19 protein-coding genes and 1 tRNA gene are annotated in these 18,709 nt (G+C 61.4%); 9 read left to right on the forward strand and 11 right to left on the reverse strand.

Translation table 11 applies throughout. From position 1 onward, the window contains the following. Nucleotides 1-36: 36 nt before the first annotated feature. The 3 genes from JXQ94_RS06525 to JXQ94_RS06535 form a co-directional block, all read right to left on the reverse strand. Nucleotides 37-1,899, reverse strand: coding sequence for a M2 family metallopeptidase (locus tag JXQ94_RS06525; protein ID WP_421922972.1), 1,863 nt, complete (start codon nt 1,897-1,899; stop codon nt 37-39). A gap of 122 nt (nt 1,900-2,021) precedes the next feature. After that, nucleotides 2,022-2,468: a YaiI/YqxD family protein gene (locus tag JXQ94_RS06530; RefSeq protein WP_421922973.1), complete on the reverse strand. Its 447-nt coding sequence runs from the start codon at nt 2,466-2,468 to the stop codon at nt 2,022-2,024. 3 nt (nt 2,469-2,471) lie between these two features. Continuing rightward, nucleotides 2,472-3,602, reverse strand: a complete 1,131-nt coding sequence (locus JXQ94_RS06535; RefSeq protein ID WP_421922974.1) for a M14 family metallopeptidase — start codon at nt 3,600-3,602, stop codon at nt 2,472-2,474. 61 nt (nt 3,603-3,663) lie between these two features. On the opposite strand from JXQ94_RS06535, the gene JXQ94_RS06540 reads away from it, so the two are divergent. Both JXQ94_RS06540 and JXQ94_RS06545 read left to right on the forward strand, forming a co-directional pair. Continuing rightward, complete coding sequence (locus tag JXQ94_RS06540; RefSeq protein ID WP_421922975.1) at nt 3,664-3,999, forward strand: hypothetical protein; 336 nt, start codon at nt 3,664-3,666, stop codon at nt 3,997-3,999. A gap of 81 nt (nt 4,000-4,080) precedes the next feature. After that, nucleotides 4,081-4,566, forward strand: coding sequence for a hypothetical protein (locus JXQ94_RS06545; RefSeq protein WP_421923170.1), 486 nt, complete (start codon nt 4,081-4,083; stop codon nt 4,564-4,566). On the opposite strand, the gene JXQ94_RS06550 is transcribed toward JXQ94_RS06545, so the two are convergent. From JXQ94_RS06550 to JXQ94_RS06560, 3 genes are all read right to left on the reverse strand, one after another. Then, nucleotides 4,506-5,180 carry a sulfite oxidase heme-binding subunit YedZ gene (locus JXQ94_RS06550; RefSeq protein ID WP_421922976.1) on the reverse strand — a complete coding sequence of 225 codons (675 nt, stop codon included), beginning with the start codon at nt 5,178-5,180 and terminating at the stop codon, nt 4,506-4,508. The two genes, JXQ94_RS06545 and JXQ94_RS06550, sit on opposite strands and share 61 nt — an antisense overlap. A 20-nt stretch (nt 5,181-5,200) precedes the next feature. Then, nucleotides 5,201-6,187, reverse strand: coding sequence for a protein-methionine-sulfoxide reductase catalytic subunit MsrP (msrP, locus tag JXQ94_RS06555; RefSeq protein WP_421922977.1), 987 nt, complete (start codon nt 6,185-6,187; stop codon nt 5,201-5,203). 261 nt (nt 6,188-6,448) lie between these two features. Further along, nucleotides 6,449-6,536: transfer RNA gene (locus JXQ94_RS06560), tRNA-Ser, on the reverse strand. Nucleotides 6,537-6,694: 158 nt separating this feature from the next. Here JXQ94_RS06560 and JXQ94_RS06565 point away from each other — a divergent pair. From JXQ94_RS06565 to mazG, 7 genes are all read left to right on the forward strand, one after another. Continuing rightward, nucleotides 6,695-7,597, forward strand: coding sequence for a septal ring lytic transglycosylase RlpA family protein (locus JXQ94_RS06565; protein ID WP_421922978.1), 903 nt, complete (start codon nt 6,695-6,697; stop codon nt 7,595-7,597). Between the two features lie 112 nt (nt 7,598-7,709). Next, nucleotides 7,710-8,855 carry a D-alanyl-D-alanine carboxypeptidase family protein gene (locus tag JXQ94_RS06570; protein WP_421922979.1) on the forward strand — a complete coding sequence of 382 codons (1,146 nt, stop codon included), beginning with the start codon at nt 7,710-7,712 and terminating at the stop codon, nt 8,853-8,855. A 4-nt stretch (nt 8,856-8,859) separates the two neighbouring features. Beyond that, entirely contained in the window at nt 8,860-9,495 is a 636-nt protein-coding gene (gene tmk, locus JXQ94_RS06575) for a dTMP kinase (protein ID WP_421922980.1), read from the forward strand. Next, nucleotides 9,492-10,541 (forward strand): DNA polymerase III subunit delta', encoded by a 1,050-nt coding sequence (locus tag JXQ94_RS06580; RefSeq protein WP_421922981.1) that lies wholly within the window; start codon nt 9,492-9,494, stop codon nt 10,539-10,541. The genes tmk and JXQ94_RS06580 overlap by 4 nt, the downstream gene beginning before the upstream one ends. 2 nt (nt 10,542-10,543) lie before the next feature. Continuing rightward, a complete protein-coding gene (locus JXQ94_RS06585) occupies nt 10,544-11,326 on the forward strand; it encodes a TatD family hydrolase (protein ID WP_421922982.1) in 783 nt (260 codons plus the stop codon). Continuing rightward, nucleotides 11,323-12,174, forward strand: coding sequence for an MBL fold metallo-hydrolase (locus tag JXQ94_RS06590; protein ID WP_421922983.1), 852 nt, complete (start codon nt 11,323-11,325; stop codon nt 12,172-12,174). Before JXQ94_RS06585 ends, JXQ94_RS06590 begins: the two co-directional genes overlap by 4 nt. Before the next feature lie 310 nt (nt 12,175-12,484). Beyond that, nucleotides 12,485-13,294 (forward strand): nucleoside triphosphate pyrophosphohydrolase, encoded by an 810-nt coding sequence (gene mazG / locus JXQ94_RS06595; protein ID WP_421922984.1) that lies wholly within the window; start codon nt 12,485-12,487, stop codon nt 13,292-13,294. Between the two features lie 38 nt (nt 13,295-13,332). Here the strand turns inward: mazG and hflX are convergent, their stop codons facing one another. The 5 genes from hflX to trkA form a co-directional block, all read right to left on the reverse strand. Continuing rightward, a complete protein-coding gene (gene hflX, locus JXQ94_RS06600) occupies nt 13,333-14,685 on the reverse strand; it encodes a GTPase HflX (protein WP_421922985.1) in 1,353 nt (450 codons plus the stop codon). Then, nucleotides 14,682-14,954, reverse strand: coding sequence for an RNA chaperone Hfq (hfq, locus tag JXQ94_RS06605; RefSeq protein WP_075189826.1), 273 nt, complete (start codon nt 14,952-14,954; stop codon nt 14,682-14,684). Before hfq ends, hflX begins: the two co-directional genes overlap by 4 nt. A gap of 106 nt (nt 14,955-15,060) precedes the next feature. Next, nucleotides 15,061-15,906 (reverse strand): D-amino-acid transaminase, encoded by an 846-nt coding sequence (locus JXQ94_RS06610; protein WP_421922986.1) that lies wholly within the window; start codon nt 15,904-15,906, stop codon nt 15,061-15,063. 9 nt (nt 15,907-15,915) lie between these two features. Next, nucleotides 15,916-17,319: a TrkH family potassium uptake protein gene (locus JXQ94_RS06615; RefSeq protein WP_421922987.1), complete on the reverse strand. Its 1,404-nt coding sequence runs from the start codon at nt 17,317-17,319 to the stop codon at nt 15,916-15,918. 3 nt (nt 17,320-17,322) lie between these two features. After that, the gene (gene trkA / locus JXQ94_RS06620; protein WP_421922988.1) at nt 17,323-18,696 is read right to left on the reverse strand and encodes a Trk system potassium transporter TrkA; all 1,374 of its coding nucleotides are present in this window, start codon (nt 18,694-18,696) and stop codon (nt 17,323-17,325) included. Nucleotides 18,697-18,709: the final 13 nt, after the last annotated feature.

Genomic DNA, 18,709 nt, shown 5'->3' on the forward strand with positions numbered 1-18,709 from the left:
GGAGGAGCCGCCTTTCAGCGTGTCGATGGAAGTCGTTTACCAGCCGCAATCGCGCGTGGCGTTTTGTTCTTCCAGATGCGTCATCAGAGGCTGGAAGTAGGCGATGATGGCGGAGCCATCCATCTCGCGGGTGCCGGTAAAGGCCTCCAGCGCGTCCGGCCAGGGCTGGCTGGCGCCCATTTCCATCATTGCATTGAAGCGCGCGCCGACTTCTTCATTCCCGTAGATCGAGCAACGATGCAGAGGCCCTTCCCAGCCAGCCATTTCACAGGCTGCTTCGTGGAACTGGAACTGCATGATGAAGCTCAGGAAATAACGCAGATAGGGCACGTTATTGGCGATGTGGTATTTCGAACCCGGATCGAAGGCGTTGGCGCCACGATCCACCGGCGGGACGATGCCCTGATAGCTTTCGCGCAATTCCCACCAGGCTTCATTGTAGTTTTCCGGCTGGATCTCGCCGCGCAGCACACGCCAGCGCCACTGATCCATCATCACCGCGAAGGGCAGGAAGGCGATCTTGTCGAGCGCCGTATCCATCAGCAGGCCGAGGTCGGCGGAGGCGTCCGGGACATCAGCGGCATCAAGCAGCCCGATCTGAACCAGATAATCCGGCGTCACCGACAGGGCGATGAAATCACCAATCGCCTCGTGGAAGCCGTCATGGGCGCCGCCCTGGAACAGGAAGTCCTGATCATTGTAGGCACGCTGGTAGAAATTATGGCCCAGCTCGTGGTGCACAGTAACGAAATCGTCCGCATTGACGCGGGTGCACATCTTGATGCGCAGATCTTCCTCGCTGTCCAGATTCCAGGCCGAGGCGTGGCAGGCGACCTGGCGATCGCGCGGCTGGACGATCAAGGAACGGTCCCAGAACGTGTCCGGAAGCGCTTCCATTCCCAGTGACGTGAAGAAGGTCTCAGCGGTTTCCGTCATCCGGATCGGATCATACTCGGCATCGACCAGAAGCTGGGTCAGGTCATAAGCCGGACCCGCATCGCTGACCGAGGCAACATCGCTGAGCGACGCCCAGGACTGGGCCCACATATTCCCGAGCAGGTCTGCCCGGATCGGGCCTTCTGCCGACTGGACCTCTTCGCCATAAAGCTCGCTGAGATCGTCTCGGACATAGCAGTGAAGCTGCTCATAAAGCGGTTCAACCTGACCCCAGAGACGCTCGACTTCAGCTTCCATCTCGGCGGCCGGCATGTCGTAGTTGGAAAGCCACATTTCCGCGAGGTCGGAGAAGCCCAGATCGCGGGCGCCAGCATTGGCGATTTCAACCATTTCGGCATAATCCGTCGCCATCTGATCAGGCGCATAGCTGTCCCGCCAGCCAGCCCAGACGTGGGACAGGAATTCAGGGTCCCGGCTGGTCCGCATGATGTTTTCCAGCTCATTGTGATCGACCATCTCGCCGTCGATCTCCATCAAGCCGGTCGAATAGGCCGAGCCCATGCGTGTCGTCAGCTCGGACAGGCGGGCTGCGGCGGCGCTGTCCGACGGGGCGGGCAGGGTGATGCCGGCCCGGAGAACATTCATCTTGCGCGCCATCTCGGTTGACAGCTCGAGCTCATTGTAGCGCGCGGTCTCGGTGGCCAGACGAACAGCCATTTCCGTGCCCTCGGTCGACATGCGTTCGAGCAGCCAGTTGGTGTCATAGGTGATGAAGTTATTTTGCACCCAGGCCGTGCGGGCACCGAATTCGCTGAACTCCCGCAGCTCGCTTTCAGCATCGGTCAGAAAGCGGGCGGCATCGGCCACGGTCACGGCCGTCTCACTCGGTGTACTCGCAGCCTGGCTCTCATCGCCCCCGGCTGGAGTGTCTGTCGGCGCGCTGCAACCGGCCAGTACGGCCAAAACGGCGCCGGATGCGACGCCTGCCATCAATCGTTTCATGATCATTTCTCCCCATCTGCCTTCTCAAGGCAGGATTGGCTATCGTTTGCTATCCTGAGGGCCCTCCCGTGCACGTCAAGACGTTCCTACGCAAATGTGTGCGCATAACGGGGCCTTGGCGGCTATCGAGCTGCCGCTGAGCGCATGACGCGTTCCATCCCGTCAAGAAAGGCGGAGCGGTCTCTCGGGCCAAAGGGCTTGGCGCCAGAGGTTACGGCACCGGTTTCCCGGAGATCAGTCATCAGATTTCGAGTCGCCAGCGAGGCGCCGATATTGTCCTCTGTCCACAGCTTGCCGCGCGGATCGATGCCGATCCCGCCAGCCTTGATGCAACGATCAGCCAGCGGGATATCAGCTGTCACAAAGACATCGCCCGGCCCGATATGCTCGGCGATCCAGTCATCGGCGGCATCAAGCTTGCCTTCGACGATCACCAGGCGCGCCCACTGCGAATTGGGACGTCTCAGTCCGCCATCGCAGACAAAGAGCATCTCGCATCGGTGACGCTCACCAACACGGATGATTTCTTCCTTCACCGGGCAGGCATCGGCATCGACATAGATGGTCATGATCTAAAGCTCGAGAACCAGCGCCAGCATGGCATCCAGATTGGCGGCGCCCAGCTTGCGGCACCGCTCTGGCGACCAGCCGAACTCCGGATCGGGAAGGTCGGCATTGTCCTTGAAGGGCATTTCCAGCGTCATCGCCAGGCATTTGAATTCATTGGCGAGATAATTCGTACAGACGGACAGGTTAGCCGTGCCCGGCGCATCAACATCATAACCATGCTCGGTCTGGAAATCCGGGCTGGCGAGGCAGAGCGCGTCCTTGTAGCTGTCCAGCAATTCCTGGCCACGTGTATCGAAATTCGGAGCCCCTTCGCCACCGGCGATGAAGTTATAGGGTAGGGCCTCATCGCCATGGACATCGAGCGCCAGGTCAATACCAGTCTCGCGCATGCGATTGAGGACGTGGAAGACCTCCGGTGAATTCTCCAGCGAAGCCTTGTCCCACTCCCGATTCAGATTGACGCCCTTGGCATTGGTGCGCAGGTGGCCGCGCTTCGAGCCATCGGGATTCATGTTGGGCACGATATGGAAAACGGCGTGTTCGCGCAGCTTGCGGGCGACCGGATCATCATCGTCGAGCAGGCGGGCGAGAAAGCCCTCCATCCACCACTCTGCCATGGTCTCGCCGGGGTGCTGTCGCGCCGTGACCCAGATCGTCCGCGTCGCGCTGTCGGCCTCGCCCACCGTCAGCAAGTCCATGGTCTGGCCATCCAGCGTCTCGCCAATCACCTCCAATTCAACCGCGTGATGCAGCTGGGCCCAGGCGATCAAATCCTGATGACGCTCCATGGAGAAGGGTGCGAAATAGGCAAACCAGACTGTGTCGGCTTCGGGGATATGGTGGAGGGTGAGGATGCCGTCGGCATAGTCAGTGTCGATCCGGAACCAGGTCTCGCGGTCATAAGAGGCGCAGGCCTGATAGTCTGGCCAGCCTTCCAGATAGGCCGCGCCACCGGCATTCTCGATCGCCATGGTGAGTTGTTCGCCCATCGCGCCGGTCACCCGGAAATGGAACCATTGATAGAAGTCAGAGTCCTTGTCCGGGCGAATCTCCAGCCGGACCCGTCCCGGGGCGGCCGCGTCCAGAACCTCGATATTGCCGCTGTCGAAGGCGTCTGTGATGTGAAGTGGCATGAAGCGACCTTTTCAAATCCGTGGCGACTGCAATACTGCGCGCTCGGGCCGTGGGAATGACATGGGTGACGGGTATGAAACACACGTCGATGCACCAAACAAGCTGGGGATCCAACGCCACTGGGGCGCGACATCAGGTGAAATGTTGATCAAGGCAAGTCAGAAGCCCGTCGAGCAGGCGAGGACCAACGAGGCCACGCATAGTCTCGCGCTTGTCAGCGAAAGTGATGCGCTTTTCCAGGCGCAGGACCTTATCCGTTCGATTGATGACATGCAGCGACAGGCGCCAATGATTGGCGTTACGGTTTACGCGCTCGACCCCGAACGCCACGATCCTGGAAATGGTGACCGTGACCGGGGGCTGGATTCCGGGCATTCGAGCCGGTGTTTTTGCTGACGAGGCTGCGGCGAGGGATGTCCCCTTTTCCGGCCAGAATGGCGTCGGGCATCAAGCCCACTGGAATAAAGGTTGAATACCATGATGATCTGGCTATCGCGTATCGTCCGGTTCGGACTGCCACTCTTTGTTTCAGCGATTTTCCTGGACTCGCTACGATACAAGTTCACCGACGCACCGGAGACACAGGAAATCTTCGGCAGGCTTGATGGCTGGGCGGCCAGTTTCGGCGCGGCGGGCCTGTTCGACCACAGCGGCCTCTTCAGCCAATACATGATAGGTTCCGCAGAACTCATTGCTTCTGCAATGCTATTGATTGGGTTTGTGCCTGCTCTGCGGCGTTTTCAGGTCGCCGGAAGCGCACTCGGACTCGCAATCATGACCGGGGCAATCAGCTTTCATCTCTTCACGCCGCTTGGGATTGATCCGAACGCGGATGGTGGTGGCCTTTTCGTCGCGGCCTGCCTGGTCTGGCTGTCTTGCGTGATCCTGCTGGCGATCAAGCGTCAGGACTTGCTGGCGCTGGGTTGTGGTGTTTTTCGCGCTTTCATCCCGACCAACCGATAGGCCAGAAGCACGGCGAGGATGGCGCCATGGATCCACGGGGCAAGCTGGAATCCTTTCACCATGAAGCCATGATGGAGGACAGCCAGAATGGCCAACGGGTAGACGATACGATGGAGGCCCTGCCAGCGACGCGCGCCCAGCCAGCGCTGCATCCGGTTGAATGAGGTAATCGCCAACGGAATGAGCAAGACAAAGGCGCTCATGCCCAGCGTGATGTAGATTCGGTCGGTGACATCCCGCCACAAGCCGGCCAGGGCGCCGGTTACCGTGCCCGTCTCAATGAAGAGGTCGAGCCCGAGATAGGCGAGGATGTGCAGCAGGGCGTACCAGAAGGCCGCCAGGCCGATCCGTCTGCGGACCATCATGATCGGACCCCATTTGGTCAGATCCCGGATGGGCGTTACAGCCAATGAGATCAACAGGACCCGGATCGCAGTGTCGCCGAGAAAGCGATGCGTGGCCTCGATCGGATTGAAGCCAAGGCCGTGCGCCTGTCCATTGAGCAGCATGGCCCACTGCCAGCCGAGCCAAAGCCCCGGCAGGGCGAGGAGCCAGAAGGTGAGCGGCTTCAGGAAGTGACGGCTGACGGTGCGCAGCAGCGGATTGCGGGCCATGGGTTGGAGCTCGATGCCGGCTAGTGGTTCTCGATCAGATCCATGCCGGCATACATGTGCGCGACTTGCTCGGAATAGCCATTGAACATCTCGGTATCCCGGCGCGCGAAGACATTGCCGCCAATCACACGCTCCGAACGCTGACTCCAGCGGGGATGCGCGCGGTTCGGATTGACGTTGGAATAGAAGCCGTATTCGTGCGGGGCGGAGCGGTTCCAGCTGGTCTCGGGTTCCTCGGATACAAAGCGTATTTTCACGATCGACTTGATCGATTTGTAGCCATATTTCCACGGCACGACGAGGCGGATCGGGGCGCCGTTCTGGTTCGGCAGGACCTCGCCATAAAGGCCGACTGCGAGAAAGGCGAGCTCATTCATCGCCTCATCCATGCGCAAACCCTCAACATACGGCCAGTTTAGCACCGGGAAACGCGTGCCGCGCATCTCGTCGCGGTCCAGATCCGTGACAAACTGGACATAGCGGGCATCGGATGTCGGCTCGAAACTCGCGAGGACAGACGCGAGCGAGACGCCGATCCATGGGATGACCATCGACCAGGCCTCGACACACCGCAGGCGATAGATGCGCTCTTCCAGATTCGAAAAGTCGACCACATCTTCCAGCGCAAAAAGGCCTGTTCGAGCCGCATGGCCTTCGACTTCGATCGACCAGGGATCAGTTGTGAGCGCGCTGGCATAGCGAGCCGGATCATCCTTGCCGATGCCGAATTCATAGAAATTATTGTAGCCGGTCACAGCGGGATAAGGCGTCAGGGGGTCGGCGACTTGATAGTCTGTCGTCCGATGCGCGAGTTCGCCACTGGTTGGCCTCGATCCCGTTGCCGCCGCCGCGGAGCTGTCCTGCCCCGATTGTGCCTCGCAGGCGCTCAAGCCCGTGAGGGCAAGCGCCCCGCCCGAGGCGATGATCTTGCGGCGGTTGAGATAGAGACCCTTGGGGGTCACATCGGCTTCGGGACTTTGCCAGGGGCGATTTTTGGGAATGAACATGTGTCGATATCCGTGCCTGCTCTGGACAGAACCTAGGGCAATTTTCCGGGACGTCTGCCCCTTCAACGGTTTCGTGATGAAATAGCGGGATGAAGTGACCCTCGCTTGAGCCGGTCTCGGAGGCCGGGTGTGAGGCGATCAGTCCTGCCAGGCTTGTCCAGCCTGGCGGTTCCAGCCGGCCCGGCGCTCTGAAGCCCGGAACTCTGAAGCCCGGCACTCTGAAGCCTGGCACACTGAAGATTGTGTAGTCCGGAAGAATGATGGCGGAGGGGGAGGGATTCGAACCCCCGGAACCTCGCGGCTCAACGGTTTTCAAGACCGCCGCAATCGACCACTCTGCCACCCCTCCGTCCGCTTCACTTAGCGGGCAATGACCGGTCAGCGCAACTGTCTACTTGCAGCTTACCCTCCTTTCACCATTCTGCGCTAAACAGGGTGAAGGTCGGGGGGCCGGACAGGAGTGGAAACGGCGTGCAGAACTGGCGACTAATACTGGCAGGACTGGCTTTGAGCCTAGTTGCGGCCTGTTCCTCGACCCCGGATCAGATGCGCCATTATTCCGGCAGCGGTTCTGCGCCGAGCCGTTCTGGGGGCTGGGCGCCGGCCTCGAGCGATTCCACGCGCGCCGCACGTCCGGTTGATGCGCGCGGATTGATCGCCGCATCCAGCGAGCACCAGAAAATAGGCAGAACCTACACAGTTGCCGGCCGGACATATCGCCCTCAACGCGATGATAATTATGACGAAACCGGGATTGCCTCCTGGTATGGCCCGAATTTTCACGGGCGTCCGACCGCCAATGGTGAGGTCTTTGACCAACATACGATGACTGCGGCCCACACGACGCTGCCGATTCCCTCGATCGCCGAGGTCACCAATCTCGAGAATGGCCGCTCCGTCATCGTGCGGATCAATGATCGCGGGCCCTTCGTGGCTAATCGACTGATCGATCTCAGCCGCGCGGCAGCAACCGAACTCGATTACATCGGCGCGGGTCTGGCCCATGTACGGGTACGTTATCTCGGACCGGCACACGAGCACGGTGCTCCGCCGGAGCGGGTCTATCAGGCCGATGCGTCGCCAACGCCTGCCGTTCGGACGCAGCCTGCCCAGCTCGCGGTTGCTGAACCGGCCACGATTGAACCGACGCCGGCATGGCAGCCAAGCTCTGCTCCGGGCGGGCAATTCTCCTTGCAAGTTGGCGCCTTTTCCGATCCGGGCAATGCTCAGGATTTCGCACGGCGTCTGGACGGGGCCGGGGATGTCTGGGTTGAACCCGGCGCCTCCCAGGCCGGTCAGGTCTGGCGCGTCTTCGTCGGTCGATGGGCCGATCGCAATTCTGCCCACGCGGCCCGGGGCACGCTCGCGGACTGGGGCGTCTATGATGCCCGCATCGTGACCACGGACTGAGCAGAAAGACTGCCCCCATCGTGACCGCGACGCTGGACGCCATCGTCTTGCCGCGCTTCAATGCTTCCTTCGCCTCGAACCACTACCGATTCCGGCCAGGGAGCGTCTCGACGTGCGCGCATTTTCAGCTTTAGCCTTCTTCATCTCGCTTGTGATCACTGCGCCCAGCCAGGCGCAGAACACATACCAGACCGAGGCCAGTCATGCGGCCATCCTGGACGTGGAAACCGGGGAAACCCTCTACGCCCTCAACGGTGATGAGGCGATGCCGCCCGCATCCATGAGCAAGATGATGACCGTGCTGATGGTGGTTGAAGCGCTTGAAGCCGGCTCCTTGTCTCTGGACGATGAACTGCCGGTTTCCGAACATGCCTGGCGCACAGGTGGCGCCGCCTCCGGCTCCTCGACCATGTTCCTGGAGGTCAATTCGCGCGCCCGCGTCGAGGATTTGCTGCGCGGGGTGATCATCCAGTCCGGCAATGATGCGTGCATCGTGCTGGCGGAAGCCATTGGCGGGACGGAAGCGGCTTTCGCCGACATGATGACCGACCGTGCCCACGAGCTCGGTCTGACTTCCGCCAGTTTTGCCAATGCGACCGGCTGGCCCGATCCCGACCATCGGATCAGCGCCATTGATCTGGCGCGGCTGGCACGCATCCTGATCGAGGACCATCCCGAGTATTACGGGATCTGGGCCGAGCGCGAATTCACCTATAACGGGATCCGCCAGTATAATCGCAACCCGCTCCTGGGCGTGTTTTCCGGCGCCGATGGCCTTAAAACAGGTCACACCGAGGAGAGCGGCTACGGCCTTGTCGGGTCGGCCGAACGGGATGGCGAACGCCGCATCATCGTCTTCAATGGCATGGACTCGAACTCGGCGCGCGCGACGGAAGCCGAGCGGATGATGCGCGCTGCGCTCAGCGATTACAGCCTGTATCACCTCTTTGCCGCCGGCGATGATGTCGATCACCGGGCCGAAGTCTTCATGGGCGACAGCGACACGGTCAGCTTGCGGGTCGCCGATGATGTCACCGCCGGCCTGCACCGCCGCGCGCGCCGTGACCTGACTGTCACGGTCAGCTATGACGGACCGCTGGTTGCGCCGATCCAGGAAGGTGATGTGGTTGGCACATTGATCGTCGAGGCTCCTGACTATGAAGCCCGCGAATATGACCTCCTGGCCGCGGAAAGTGTGTCCGAGAAGGGTCTGATGGGACGAATTGGCGCGGCGATTGCCCACATGCTGCGGGGCTGAAGGCATGACCAGGGGAAAGTTTATCACGCTGGAAGGCGGTGAGGGCGCAGGCAAGACCACCCTTATTCGCGGCCTGACCCATGCCTTGGCCGATCTCGGCATTGTTACGCTTGTGACGCGCGAACCCGGGGGAACGCCCGGCGCAGAGCTTCTTCGCGACCTGCTTTTGAATGGTGATGTCGAGCGCTGGTCATCCCGTACCGAAGCGCTGTTGATGTATGCCGCCAGGGTTGATCATGTCGAACGCTGCATCAAGCCGGCCCTGAATCGCGGTGCCTGGGTCTTGTGTGACCGCTTCGCGGATTCCACCCGTGCCTATCAGGGCGTCGGCGGTGGTCTGGGGGCCGCAGACCTGGCCGAACTTCAGCATTTCGCGCTCAATGACTTCCATGCTGACCTGACCTTGATCGTCGACCTTGAGCCGGCGATCGGTCTTGAGCGCACGATCAAGCGCGGCGAGAAGATCACCCGCTTCGAGAAATTCGACGCCGAGTATCACGAGCGCCTGCGCCAGGCCTTTCTGGATATTGCCGAGGAAGAGCCGGAGCGCTGTGTTGTTCTCGATGGCAGTCAGTCGACCGAAGCCGTCCTGACCGCTGCCCTGGCCGCCGTTCGTACCCGCTTGTTTTCAACGGCATGAGCACGGATCCCGATATCGGGTCTGATGTTCAGCCGGGCTGTCTGCCACCGCGTGAGCGCTATGACTTGTTCGGGCATGACGCGGCAGAACAGGCGTTTGCCTCGGCCTGGGAGAGCGGGCAGCTGCACCATGCCTGGATGATCACCGGACCCCGCGGTGTCGGGAAGGCGAGCCTCGCCTGGCGGGCGGCGCGGCGTGTGCTGGGGGCCCGACCGATGCCGGAGGCCGGCCCGCTCGGCGCCAGTGCCCAGGACCCGGTCTGTAAACTGATCGAGTCCCAGGCCACGCCGGATCTCCTGCTCCTGCGCCGCCCCTGGGACGACAAGCGCAAGCGCTGGCGGGCAGAGATCACGGTCGAGGAAGCCCGACGTGCGCCGCATTTCTTCGAAATGAGTTCCGGTGGCGGGGGCTGGCGCGTCTGTATCGTGGATTGCGCTGACGACATGAATAACAATGCCGCGAACGCCCTGCTGAAAACACTGGAAGAACCGCCGCATCGTGGCGTGCTGTTTCTGGTCGCCCATACCCCGGGTCGGCTTCCGGCCACGATCCGGTCCCGCTGCCGCCGTTTGAATCTGCGCGCACCTTCGGCAGAATCGACTGCCACCTGGCTGGAGCAGACAGGTGCGGCTGCGGATGCTGGTGCAGCGCTTGCGGCGGCGCGTCTTGCCGGCGGCGCACCGGGCCGAGCCCTGGCGCTGATTTCCGGAGGCGGCGTGGCGCTGGCGGCCGAGGTCAATCTTCTCGTCGACCGCGGCGCGACTGCCAGTGATGTCGATATTCGCAAGATTGCCGAACGTCTCAGCCTGAAAGGACAGGAGGAGATGCGCGACCTGTTTTACCAGGTTCTTGCCAATGCCATTCGCGGTCAGGCCCGCGAGCGCGCTGAAGCCGGTCGCGATCCCACCGCCTGGCTGGACAGCTGGCGTGCCCTCAATGCGCTTGTCCGCGACGCCAACGCGCTCTATCTCGACCCGAGACAAACCATCTTGAGCGCGCTCGGCCAGGTCCGCGATGTCGCGCGCAAGGAAAAGGCCGGCGCCTGAGCATGTATATCGACAGTCACGTCAATCTGCACGGCGAGCAATTTGCCGAGGATCTCGATGCCGTCATCGATCGCGCCCGTGCGGCTGGCGTCGGCCGAATGATCACGATTTGTTGCCAGCTCTCTGATTTTGAAGCCGTTTCCGCGATCGCTGACGCTCATGAAGATATCTGGTGCACGATCGGTGCGCATCCCCATCATGCCAAGGATCGCCCGGACATTACCGCCGATGAGCTGGTCGAGATCGCGCGGCACCCCAAAGTCGTGGGAATTGGGGAAACCGGGCTCGATTTCCATTACGGATACTCACCCAGGGACGAACAATTCCAGTCCCTGGCTGCCCATATCGACGCCGCGCGCCGGACTGATCTTCCGCTCATTCTCCACACTCGCGAAGCCGACAAGGCGATGGCGGACGTGCTGGAAGACGAAATGGGGAAGGGGGCCTTCCGTCCCTTGCTGCACTGCTATACTGGCGGGACTGAACTGGCCCATCGGGCCTCCAAACTCGGCGCCTATTTCGCTGCGTCCGGGATCATCACCTTCAAAAAGGCCGAGGATGTTCGCGCGGTGTTTCGCGATGAGGTCGCCGATGACCGGGTGATCGTCGAGACCGATTGCCCTTATCTCGCGCCAGTCCCGCACCGCGGCAAGCGTTGTGAGCCGGCCTTCCTGCCGGATGTTGCCCATGGCCTGGCCCAGGTGAAGGGCTGGACGGATGAGGAATGCGAGCAGCGCACCACCGAGAATTTTTTCCGCCTGTTTGACCGGGTCACGAGACCATGACCGGCGTAGCGCGTTTGACCCTGTTGGGGACCGGTTCGTCAGGCGGCGTGCCGCGGGCCAATGGTGACTGGGGTGATTGCGATCCTGAAAATCCACGGAATCGCCGCCGCCGCTGCGCCGCCCTGATCGAACAGGCCGCCACCGAGTCTGCGCTGGCGGACGGTGAGGCGGTCACGCGGGTTGTCATCGATACTTCGCCGGATTTCCGCGAACAGATGCTGTCTGCCGGCGTCAGGCGGATCGACGGTGTGGTGATGACCCATGATCATGCGGACCAAACGCATGGCATCGATGATCTGCGCGCCTTTGCCTATCTCCAACGCCAGAGAATTCCCGTCTGGATGGACAAGCCGACCGCTGACAGTCTCACCAACCGCTTCAGCTACACCTTCCAGGCACCGCCGGGATCGGGATATCCTCCAATCCTTGACCGCAAGCCGATGCCGGCTTGCGGTGAGACGGTTACAATCGACGGGCCGGGCGGTTCCGTGGCGATCATTCCTTTTGACCAGGAACATGGCCGAATCCGTTCATTGGGTTTTCGGGTTGGCGCGCTGGCTTACTCGGCCGACATCAACGCTTTGCCCGATGACAGTGCTGCGATCCTCGAGGGAATCCAGTGCTGGGTCGTTGATGCCTTGCGCGATGAACCGCACCCGACACATTTCAATGTTGATGACGCGCTTTCTGCGATCAAACGGATCGGCGTCCCGCAGGCGGTTCTGACCAATCTCCACATCACGCTCGATCACGCAGCGCTTGCCGCCCGGTTGCCGGATGGTGTTCGTCCAGCCCATGACGGTCTCTCAATCGAAACCCGAAACGGGACCGTGCTTATCCGTGATTGATGCGTAACGCCGGGCACTCGGCTTCGAGATCTCCCCACGCATTGTTTCTCATAATATTTATTATGCGCGATATTGATATGGCGTAGCGGGCCCGCTCGTCGCGACCTCGCCCACCGACTTCTCCAGTAATTTGTTTGAATGCAGTAGCTTCCGGCCCCTGCTTCATGTGCAGGATTATCGGGGTTTTCGTTCGCGTGGTATGAGAGGTCGGGATTTCCATCCTGCTTTAAGTATCTCGGGCGGGCTTACACAGCGGCAAATCGGACTATGGTCGGGTTACGCAGTTTTGCGCCTGCCACGGGAGCCCGACATGTCCGCGCCGTCTGAAACCCTGCCCCCGATCGAACGCCTCCTCGCGATCATGGCGAAGCTGCGTGATCCCGACGGCGGCTGCCCCTGGGATTTGGAACAGGATTTCGCGAGCATCGCGCCCTATACGATCGAGGAGGCCTATGAGGTCGCGGACGCGATCGAGCGCAAACGCTATGATGAGCTGAAGGACGAGCTTGGCGATCTCCTCCTGCAGGTCGTGTTTCACAGTCAGTTGGCGCGTGAGGCCGGCCTGTTCGGTTTTGACGACGTCGCCCGGGCGATCAATAACAAGATGGTGCGTCGGCACCCGCATGTGTTTGGCGATGCCAGCACGCGGGACAGTGTGACCCAAACCGCCGAATGGGAGGCCCTAAAGGCCGCCGAACGCAAGGAGTCGAACAAGGGTGAAAGCCTGCTTGATGACGTCCCCATTGCCCTGCCCGCGCTGAAGCGTGCGCAAAAGCTGCAAAAGCGGGCAGCGACGGTCGGCTTTGACTGGCCGACAGCGGACCGGGTCCTGGACAAGGTCGACGAGGAGTTGGCCGAAGTCCGTGAAGCGATGGCGGCGGGCGATGCGGAGGCTGTAGCCGAGGAAATCGGCGACCTGATTTTCGTTTGCACCAATCTGGGCCGCAAGATGAAGGTCGATGTTGAGGCAGCCACGCGCAGCGCCAACACCAAATTCGAGCGCCGGTTTCGGCATATAGAACAAACGCTTGCGTCACAGGGCCGGATAACATCCGACGCGACACTGGACGAGATGGAAGCACTCTGGGATGAAGCCAAGAAGATTGAAAAGGGCGTGTAGGACCCGGCCTGATTGTCTACCCCGGACAGGTCCGAAGGCTAGAAATCATCCTCATCTTCAATCTCGCCAATCCCCTGGGGAATAGCCAGATCGGGGAATTGAGACCGAAACCGCCCAGCCTCGACCGGGTGCAAGCGGACCTGAAGTGTGCTGGCGCCTGTCCTGGTGTCCATCTTGCTGGCCAGAACGTCACCATGCGCGTGAAGCCAGGCGAGCGCGCGCGCGTCCTGCGGCGGAATGGTGATTTCCAGGCGCTCATTCTCTTGCGACAGAGCGCGTTCAATGGCTTCGACGAGGATTTCAACACCTTCCCCTGTCACCGCTGACAGGGCCAGTTTGATCGGTCGCCCTGCCTTGAGATTGGCCATCTGGACGGTGATTCCGAGATCCTCCCGACCGTCTTCGTCCAACTGGTCTGCCTTGTTCCACGCTTCCAGCATGGCCTGCTCGTGGACCGGGCCGGCCTCGATCGCGTCGAGCACGCCTTCCACATCCTCGATACGTCCCTCACGGTCCGGGTCGGAGGAATCGATCACATGGACAAGCAGATCCGCCTCACGAACCTCTTCGAGCGTGGCCCGGAAGGCCGCGATCAGCTCAGTCGGCAAATCGGTAATGAATCCCACCGTATCGGACAGGAGAATTCGGGTGCCGCCGGGCAGGTCAACCGCCCTCACCGTCGGATCCAGTGTCGCGAAAGGCATATCCTGCGCAAAAACGCCGGCGCCAGTCAGCTTATTGAAAAGCGTGGACTTTCCAGCATTTGTATAGCCGACGAGTGCGACCGTGGGAAACGGGACATCCTGCCGTTTGGAACGGTGAAGGGAGCGCGTCCGCCGGACGTCTTCAAGTTGGCGGCGCAATTTGGACATCTTCTCGCTCAGCAAGCGACGGTCGGTCTCGATCTGGGTTTCACCCGGACCGGCGAGGAAGCCGCCACCGCCCCGCTGGCGCTCGAGATGCGTCCAGGTCCTGACCAGGCGTGAGCGTTCATAGGCCAGGCGGGCCAGTTCGACCTGCAGCACGCCCTCCTTGGTGCGGGCGCGTTGCCCAAAGATTTCCAGGATCAGACCCGTCCGGTCGACCACTTTCACATTCAGGGCTTTTTCGAGATTACGTTGCTGGACCGGCGATAACGCTGCGTCGATTACCGCGACATTGGCCTCAAGCTCGACAAGCATGTCACGCAATTCATCCAGCTTGCCGCGTCCGAAATAGCGACCCGCATCGATCTTGCGCATGGGCAATATGAAAGCGTCCCCGACGACAAGGTCGAGGGCTTCAGCCAGTCCGGTGGCTTCTTCCAGGCGCGCCTCGGCGCGGCCCATCGTGTCTCGGCTGGCGGGATGAATGACAAGGGCGCGTGAAACCGGCGCCTCGCGCTCAATCAATCCGTGGCGCTCTCTTCCGCCGCATCCTCATCCGCCTTGTCGTCTTCGAACAAGGACACCGGCGCGGCCGGCATGATGGTCGAAATGGCGTGCTTGTAGACGAGCTGCGAAAGCCCGTCCCGACGAAGCAGGACACAGAAATTGTCAAACCAGGTGACGACACCCTGCAGCTTCACACCATTGACGAGGAAGATGGTCAGGGGCGTCTTCGTTTTACGCACAGAGTTGAGGAAGACATCCTGGAGATTTTGTTTTTTATCGTGCGACATGTTGGCTCCGCATGCGTCGCTTTGATCAGCGATTCGTATCAAGGGTATACAGGCCTTGCCTGAGGCTGCAACCACTTCATTTTGCATGGGAAGCGGGAGCGTGCGCTCAAGCCTCCCCCAGATAGGCCTGGCGCAGGGACAGGGTCAGCGAGCCCGGCTCCCCATTGGCGATGATATGATTGTCAATCAACACAACCGGGGTCACGAAGGATGTGGCAGATGTCAGAAAGGCCTCGCGTGCCTCATAGGCCTCTTGCGGGGTAAATCCCCTCTCCTCGATTTCCAGTCCAACATCTTGAGCACATTTGATAATTCGAGCTCGCGTGATGCCGTGCAGGATGCCCTGATCGGCTTGCCGGGTGACCAGTTTCCCGGCCTTGGTAACAATCCAGGCATTGGTCGAGCTACCTTCCGTGACGCGCCCGTCCCGATCGACCTGCCAGGCCTCGACAGCCCCTGCTTCGTGGGCCGCCTGCTTGGCGAGGACATTTGGCAACAGGTTGACGGTTTTGATGTCGCAGCGCGCCCAGCGTTGATCCGGCACGGTGATAACGGCAATTCCGCACTGAGCTCGTGCGTCCGCCGCCGCGAGATCCAGTCGCTTGCAGGTCAGCACGATGGTGGGTGTCACCGCCTGTTTCGGGAAGGCATGGTCCCGACGCGCCTGGCCGCGGGAAATCTGGAGATAGACAAGACCGTTGCGGATCCGGTTCCGTCGCAGCAATTCACCAATGATGTGTTCCAGAGCCGCCCGGCTCCTTGGCGCGGTTATCCGGAGTTCGCCCAGTGAGCGTTCAAGCCGGGCAAAATGTCCGTCTGCGTCCATCAGTTCGCCCTTGCGGACGCTCCAGACTTCATAGACGGCATCGGCAAACTGGAAACCACGGTCCTCAACATGGATCGAGGCCTCGCCGTGCGGGAAGAACCGGCCATTTACATAGGCAAAGCGCATCGTCGTCCGTTACTTCCTCTTGAACAGGGCCCAGATGGCAGCGATCGCGGCCAACACTTCCAGACGCCCGAGGATCATGGCTGAAATAAGGATCGGCTTGGCCTCGTCGGGTATCTGGCGCCAGCTGGTCAATGCATCCGACTGATCCAGCAAGGGACCGATATTGGCAAGGGCGGCCGTCATCGCGAGGAAGGCTGTCTCGAAATCAAGTCCGACCGAGGCCAGGGCAATTGTTCCGACGCCGATCGCGGCCACGAAAGCCAGGACATAGGCCCAGATACCAACCAGCGCGCTTTCCCGTACGCGGCGACCGCGGAAGCTGACCGGCACAACGCTGCGCGGGTCGGACAGGACGGCAAGCTCGGCGCCCATTCGTTTCCACAGCAAGAGGATGCGGGAGACCTTGATCCCGCCTGTCGTCGATGCCGCCGCTCCGCCGATAAGGGCGACGAAGATTGACGCGGCCAGCGCCGGAATGACCCCGCCTCCGGCCGAGAACCCGCTGGTTGTCACAATGAAGGTCGCATCCAGTACATCCGAGAACGGCGTGCCCGGTCGGGCAAGGACAAAGAAGCCTCCCAGGCCGACAATGAGCGCGAATATCCCCAGGATGTCCGGATCACGGAGGACGGACCGGTCGCGGAGGACATCCCAGAACAGGGCGATGTTCAGGGCACCGACGAGACAGCCCACCATGACCCAGATGGTTGAGATCGGCCCGATACTCTCCAGCAGCCCGCCATCCGTCGGCGTATAGCCACTGGTGGAAATCGCGCTCATCGACAGGACGGTGGCGTTGAACAGGCCGTTGCCGGCAAACAACAGGCCCAGCCAGACCAGAGAGGTGAGCACGGAATAGATGATTGCGACGCGTTTGGCGGCGAGCGGGAGATGCGAGAACACATTGTCCGAGCGCAGGGTCAGCAGGGCCGATTTGCGGATTGCCGGGACATCCCTGTCCAGCGCGGCGAAAACGCCGATCGCCAGCAAGAGCGTCGCATAGCCCCCCAGCCAGCCGAGAATGGCCCGCCAGAAAATGAGAGACCGAGGCAGGTCATCCGCGGGCAGAAGTGTCGCACCGGTCGTGGTCACCGCCGAATAGGCTTCGAAGACCGCATCGATCGGATCAAAATACCCGGTCAGCCAGAATGGCAGCGCCGCCATTGCTGGTGCCGTGATCCATGACAGCAGCGCCAGGCCGAGGGCATCGAGAGCGCTGGCCCTTGATTTCAGCCCGCGGGTCGCGGTCAGGATGAAAATGCCCGGAACGAAGGCGATCAATGCCGTCGTCCCGAACAGGGGTGCGAGATGCGGCTCACCGACCGCTGCCGCCACAAATGCGGCAAACAGGGCCACGCCCGCGAACAGGACCCAGAGCGCGCCAAGCGGCCGGAGAAAGGCGACGGGCGTCATGGCCTAGAAGTATTCGAGACTGACGCGGAAGAGGTGCTCGACCTTGGGAATGAGGGCCGTATTGCAAAAGAGCAGGACGCGATCATTCTCGCGGATGCGACCTTCATCGCAAGGCAGGATGACCTTGTCGCCGCGGACCACAGCGCCCAATGCAACGCCGTCGGGCAATTCCAGCTCGTCCAGCGTCTTGCCGACCAGGGGCGAGGTCGAAAGCGCGACGCCTTCCACGGCCTCGGCTTGCCCGCCGCCCAGACTCTGCAGCCCGGTAATCCGACCACGCCGGATGTGCTGAAGAATGGTCGAGACCGTTGTCGCGCGCGGATCGATCAGGACGTCGATATCCAGCGCGTCACGAAGGCTCTCGAAGGCCCGGTCATTGATCAGGGAGAGCGCCCGCTCGGCCCCTTCCCGCTTGGCCATCACGGCGGAAAGCATATTGACCTTGTCGTCATTGGTCACACACACGACCAGCTCGGCCTCGCTGACGCCGGCCTCGTGCAACAGGCGTGCGTCGAGCCCGTCCCCGTGCAGCACGACGGTGCGTTTCAACCGCTCCGCGGCAGCCTCAGCCCTTGCCTTGTTGGCCTCGATCAGCCGGACCTTCACGCCGCCGGCACGTTCAAGCGCACGGGCGACATAGACGCCAATATTGCCAGCGCCGACGACAACAACGCGCCGGATCTGCTCGGCATTGCGCCCGAAAATGTCGAGAATTCGGCGGACCTGGCGACTCTCGGTGACGATATAGACATCATCCCCTGCCAGGAGCGGGTCGTGCAGTTTGGGGATGAAAAGCGTCTGCTCACGCTGCACGCCAACCACGGCCAGGCGCAGGTCCGGGAAGAGCTCCATGACCTGTTCGGTGGTCGAGCCCGCGACCGGTGAATTTTCGTCCAGACGGAGTCCGAGCAACTGGACCCGGCCGCCGGAGAAAACAGCCGTATTGAAAGCGCCCGGCGTCTCCACTCGCTGAAGGATCGCACGGCCCACTTCCAGTTCCGGCGAGATGACGACATCAACCGGCATATTCCCGGTCGAGAACAGATCACCCCAGGCGGGGTCGAGATAGTTCTGGGCGCGGACACGCGCGATCCGCATCGGCGTCTGAAAGAGCGAATGGGCGACCTGGCAGGCCACCATGTTGGTTTCGTCCGAATGCGTAACGGCGACCAGAAGATCGGCCTGGCGCGCTCCTGCGCGCTCCAGGACATCCGGATGGGAGCCATGCCCGACGACGCCTTGGACATCGAGGTCGGTGACGACATTGTCGATCAGCTCGGTCGACCAGTCGACGACTGTGACCGCATTTCCTTCACGGGCGAGCGCGCGGGCGATACCCACACCGACCTGTCCGGCTCCGCAGACAATCGCTTTCATGTCAGTTCCCTCC

This window comes from Maricaulis maris (assembly GCF_049116555.1).
GTDB classification, from domain to species: Bacteria; Pseudomonadota; Alphaproteobacteria; order Caulobacterales; family Maricaulaceae; genus Maricaulis; species Maricaulis maris_C.

What these genes read in the sequence shown, in the direction of transcription:
- JXQ94_RS06540 (WP_421922975.1), top strand. Translation starts at nt 3,664, where the DNA reads ATGGGTGACGGGTATGAAACACACGTCGATGCACCAAACAAGCTGGGG.
- tmk (WP_421922980.1), top strand. Translation starts at nt 8,860, where the DNA reads ATGACCAGGGGAAAGTTTATCACGCTGGAAGGCGGTGAGGGCGCAGGC.
- JXQ94_RS06550 (WP_421922976.1), bottom strand. Translation starts at nt 5,180, where the DNA reads ATGGCCCGCAATCCGCTGCTGCGCACCGTCAGCCGTCACTTCCTGAAG.
- hfq (WP_075189826.1), bottom strand. Translation starts at nt 14,954, where the DNA reads ATGTCGCACGATAAAAAACAAAATCTCCAGGATGTCTTCCTCAACTCT.
- JXQ94_RS06545 (WP_421923170.1), top strand. Translation starts at nt 4,081, where the DNA reads ATGATGATCTGGCTATCGCGTATCGTCCGGTTCGGACTGCCACTCTTT.
- JXQ94_RS06615 (WP_421922987.1), bottom strand. Translation starts at nt 17,319, where the DNA reads ATGACGCCCGTCGCCTTTCTCCGGCCGCTTGGCGCGCTCTGGGTCCTG.
- msrP (WP_421922977.1), bottom strand. Translation starts at nt 6,187, where the DNA reads ATGTTCATTCCCAAAAATCGCCCCTGGCAAAGTCCCGAAGCCGATGTG.
- trkA (WP_421922988.1), bottom strand. Translation starts at nt 18,696, where the DNA reads ATGAAAGCGATTGTCTGCGGAGCCGGACAGGTCGGTGTGGGTATCGCC.
- JXQ94_RS06535 (WP_421922974.1), bottom strand. Translation starts at nt 3,602, where the DNA reads ATGCCACTTCACATCACAGACGCCTTCGACAGCGGCAATATCGAGGTT.
- JXQ94_RS06585 (WP_421922982.1), top strand. Translation starts at nt 10,544, where the DNA reads ATGTATATCGACAGTCACGTCAATCTGCACGGCGAGCAATTTGCCGAG.
- mazG (WP_421922984.1), top strand. Translation starts at nt 12,485, where the DNA reads ATGTCCGCGCCGTCTGAAACCCTGCCCCCGATCGAACGCCTCCTCGCG.
- JXQ94_RS06590 (WP_421922983.1), top strand. Translation starts at nt 11,323, where the DNA reads ATGACCGGCGTAGCGCGTTTGACCCTGTTGGGGACCGGTTCGTCAGGC.
- JXQ94_RS06580 (WP_421922981.1), top strand. Translation starts at nt 9,492, where the DNA reads ATGAGCACGGATCCCGATATCGGGTCTGATGTTCAGCCGGGCTGTCTG.
- JXQ94_RS06610 (WP_421922986.1), bottom strand. Translation starts at nt 15,906, where the DNA reads ATGCGCTTTGCCTATGTAAATGGCCGGTTCTTCCCGCACGGCGAGGCC.
- JXQ94_RS06525 (WP_421922972.1), bottom strand. Translation starts at nt 1,899, where the DNA reads ATGAAACGATTGATGGCAGGCGTCGCATCCGGCGCCGTTTTGGCCGTA.
- JXQ94_RS06530 (WP_421922973.1), bottom strand. Translation starts at nt 2,468, where the DNA reads ATGACCATCTATGTCGATGCCGATGCCTGCCCGGTGAAGGAAGAAATC.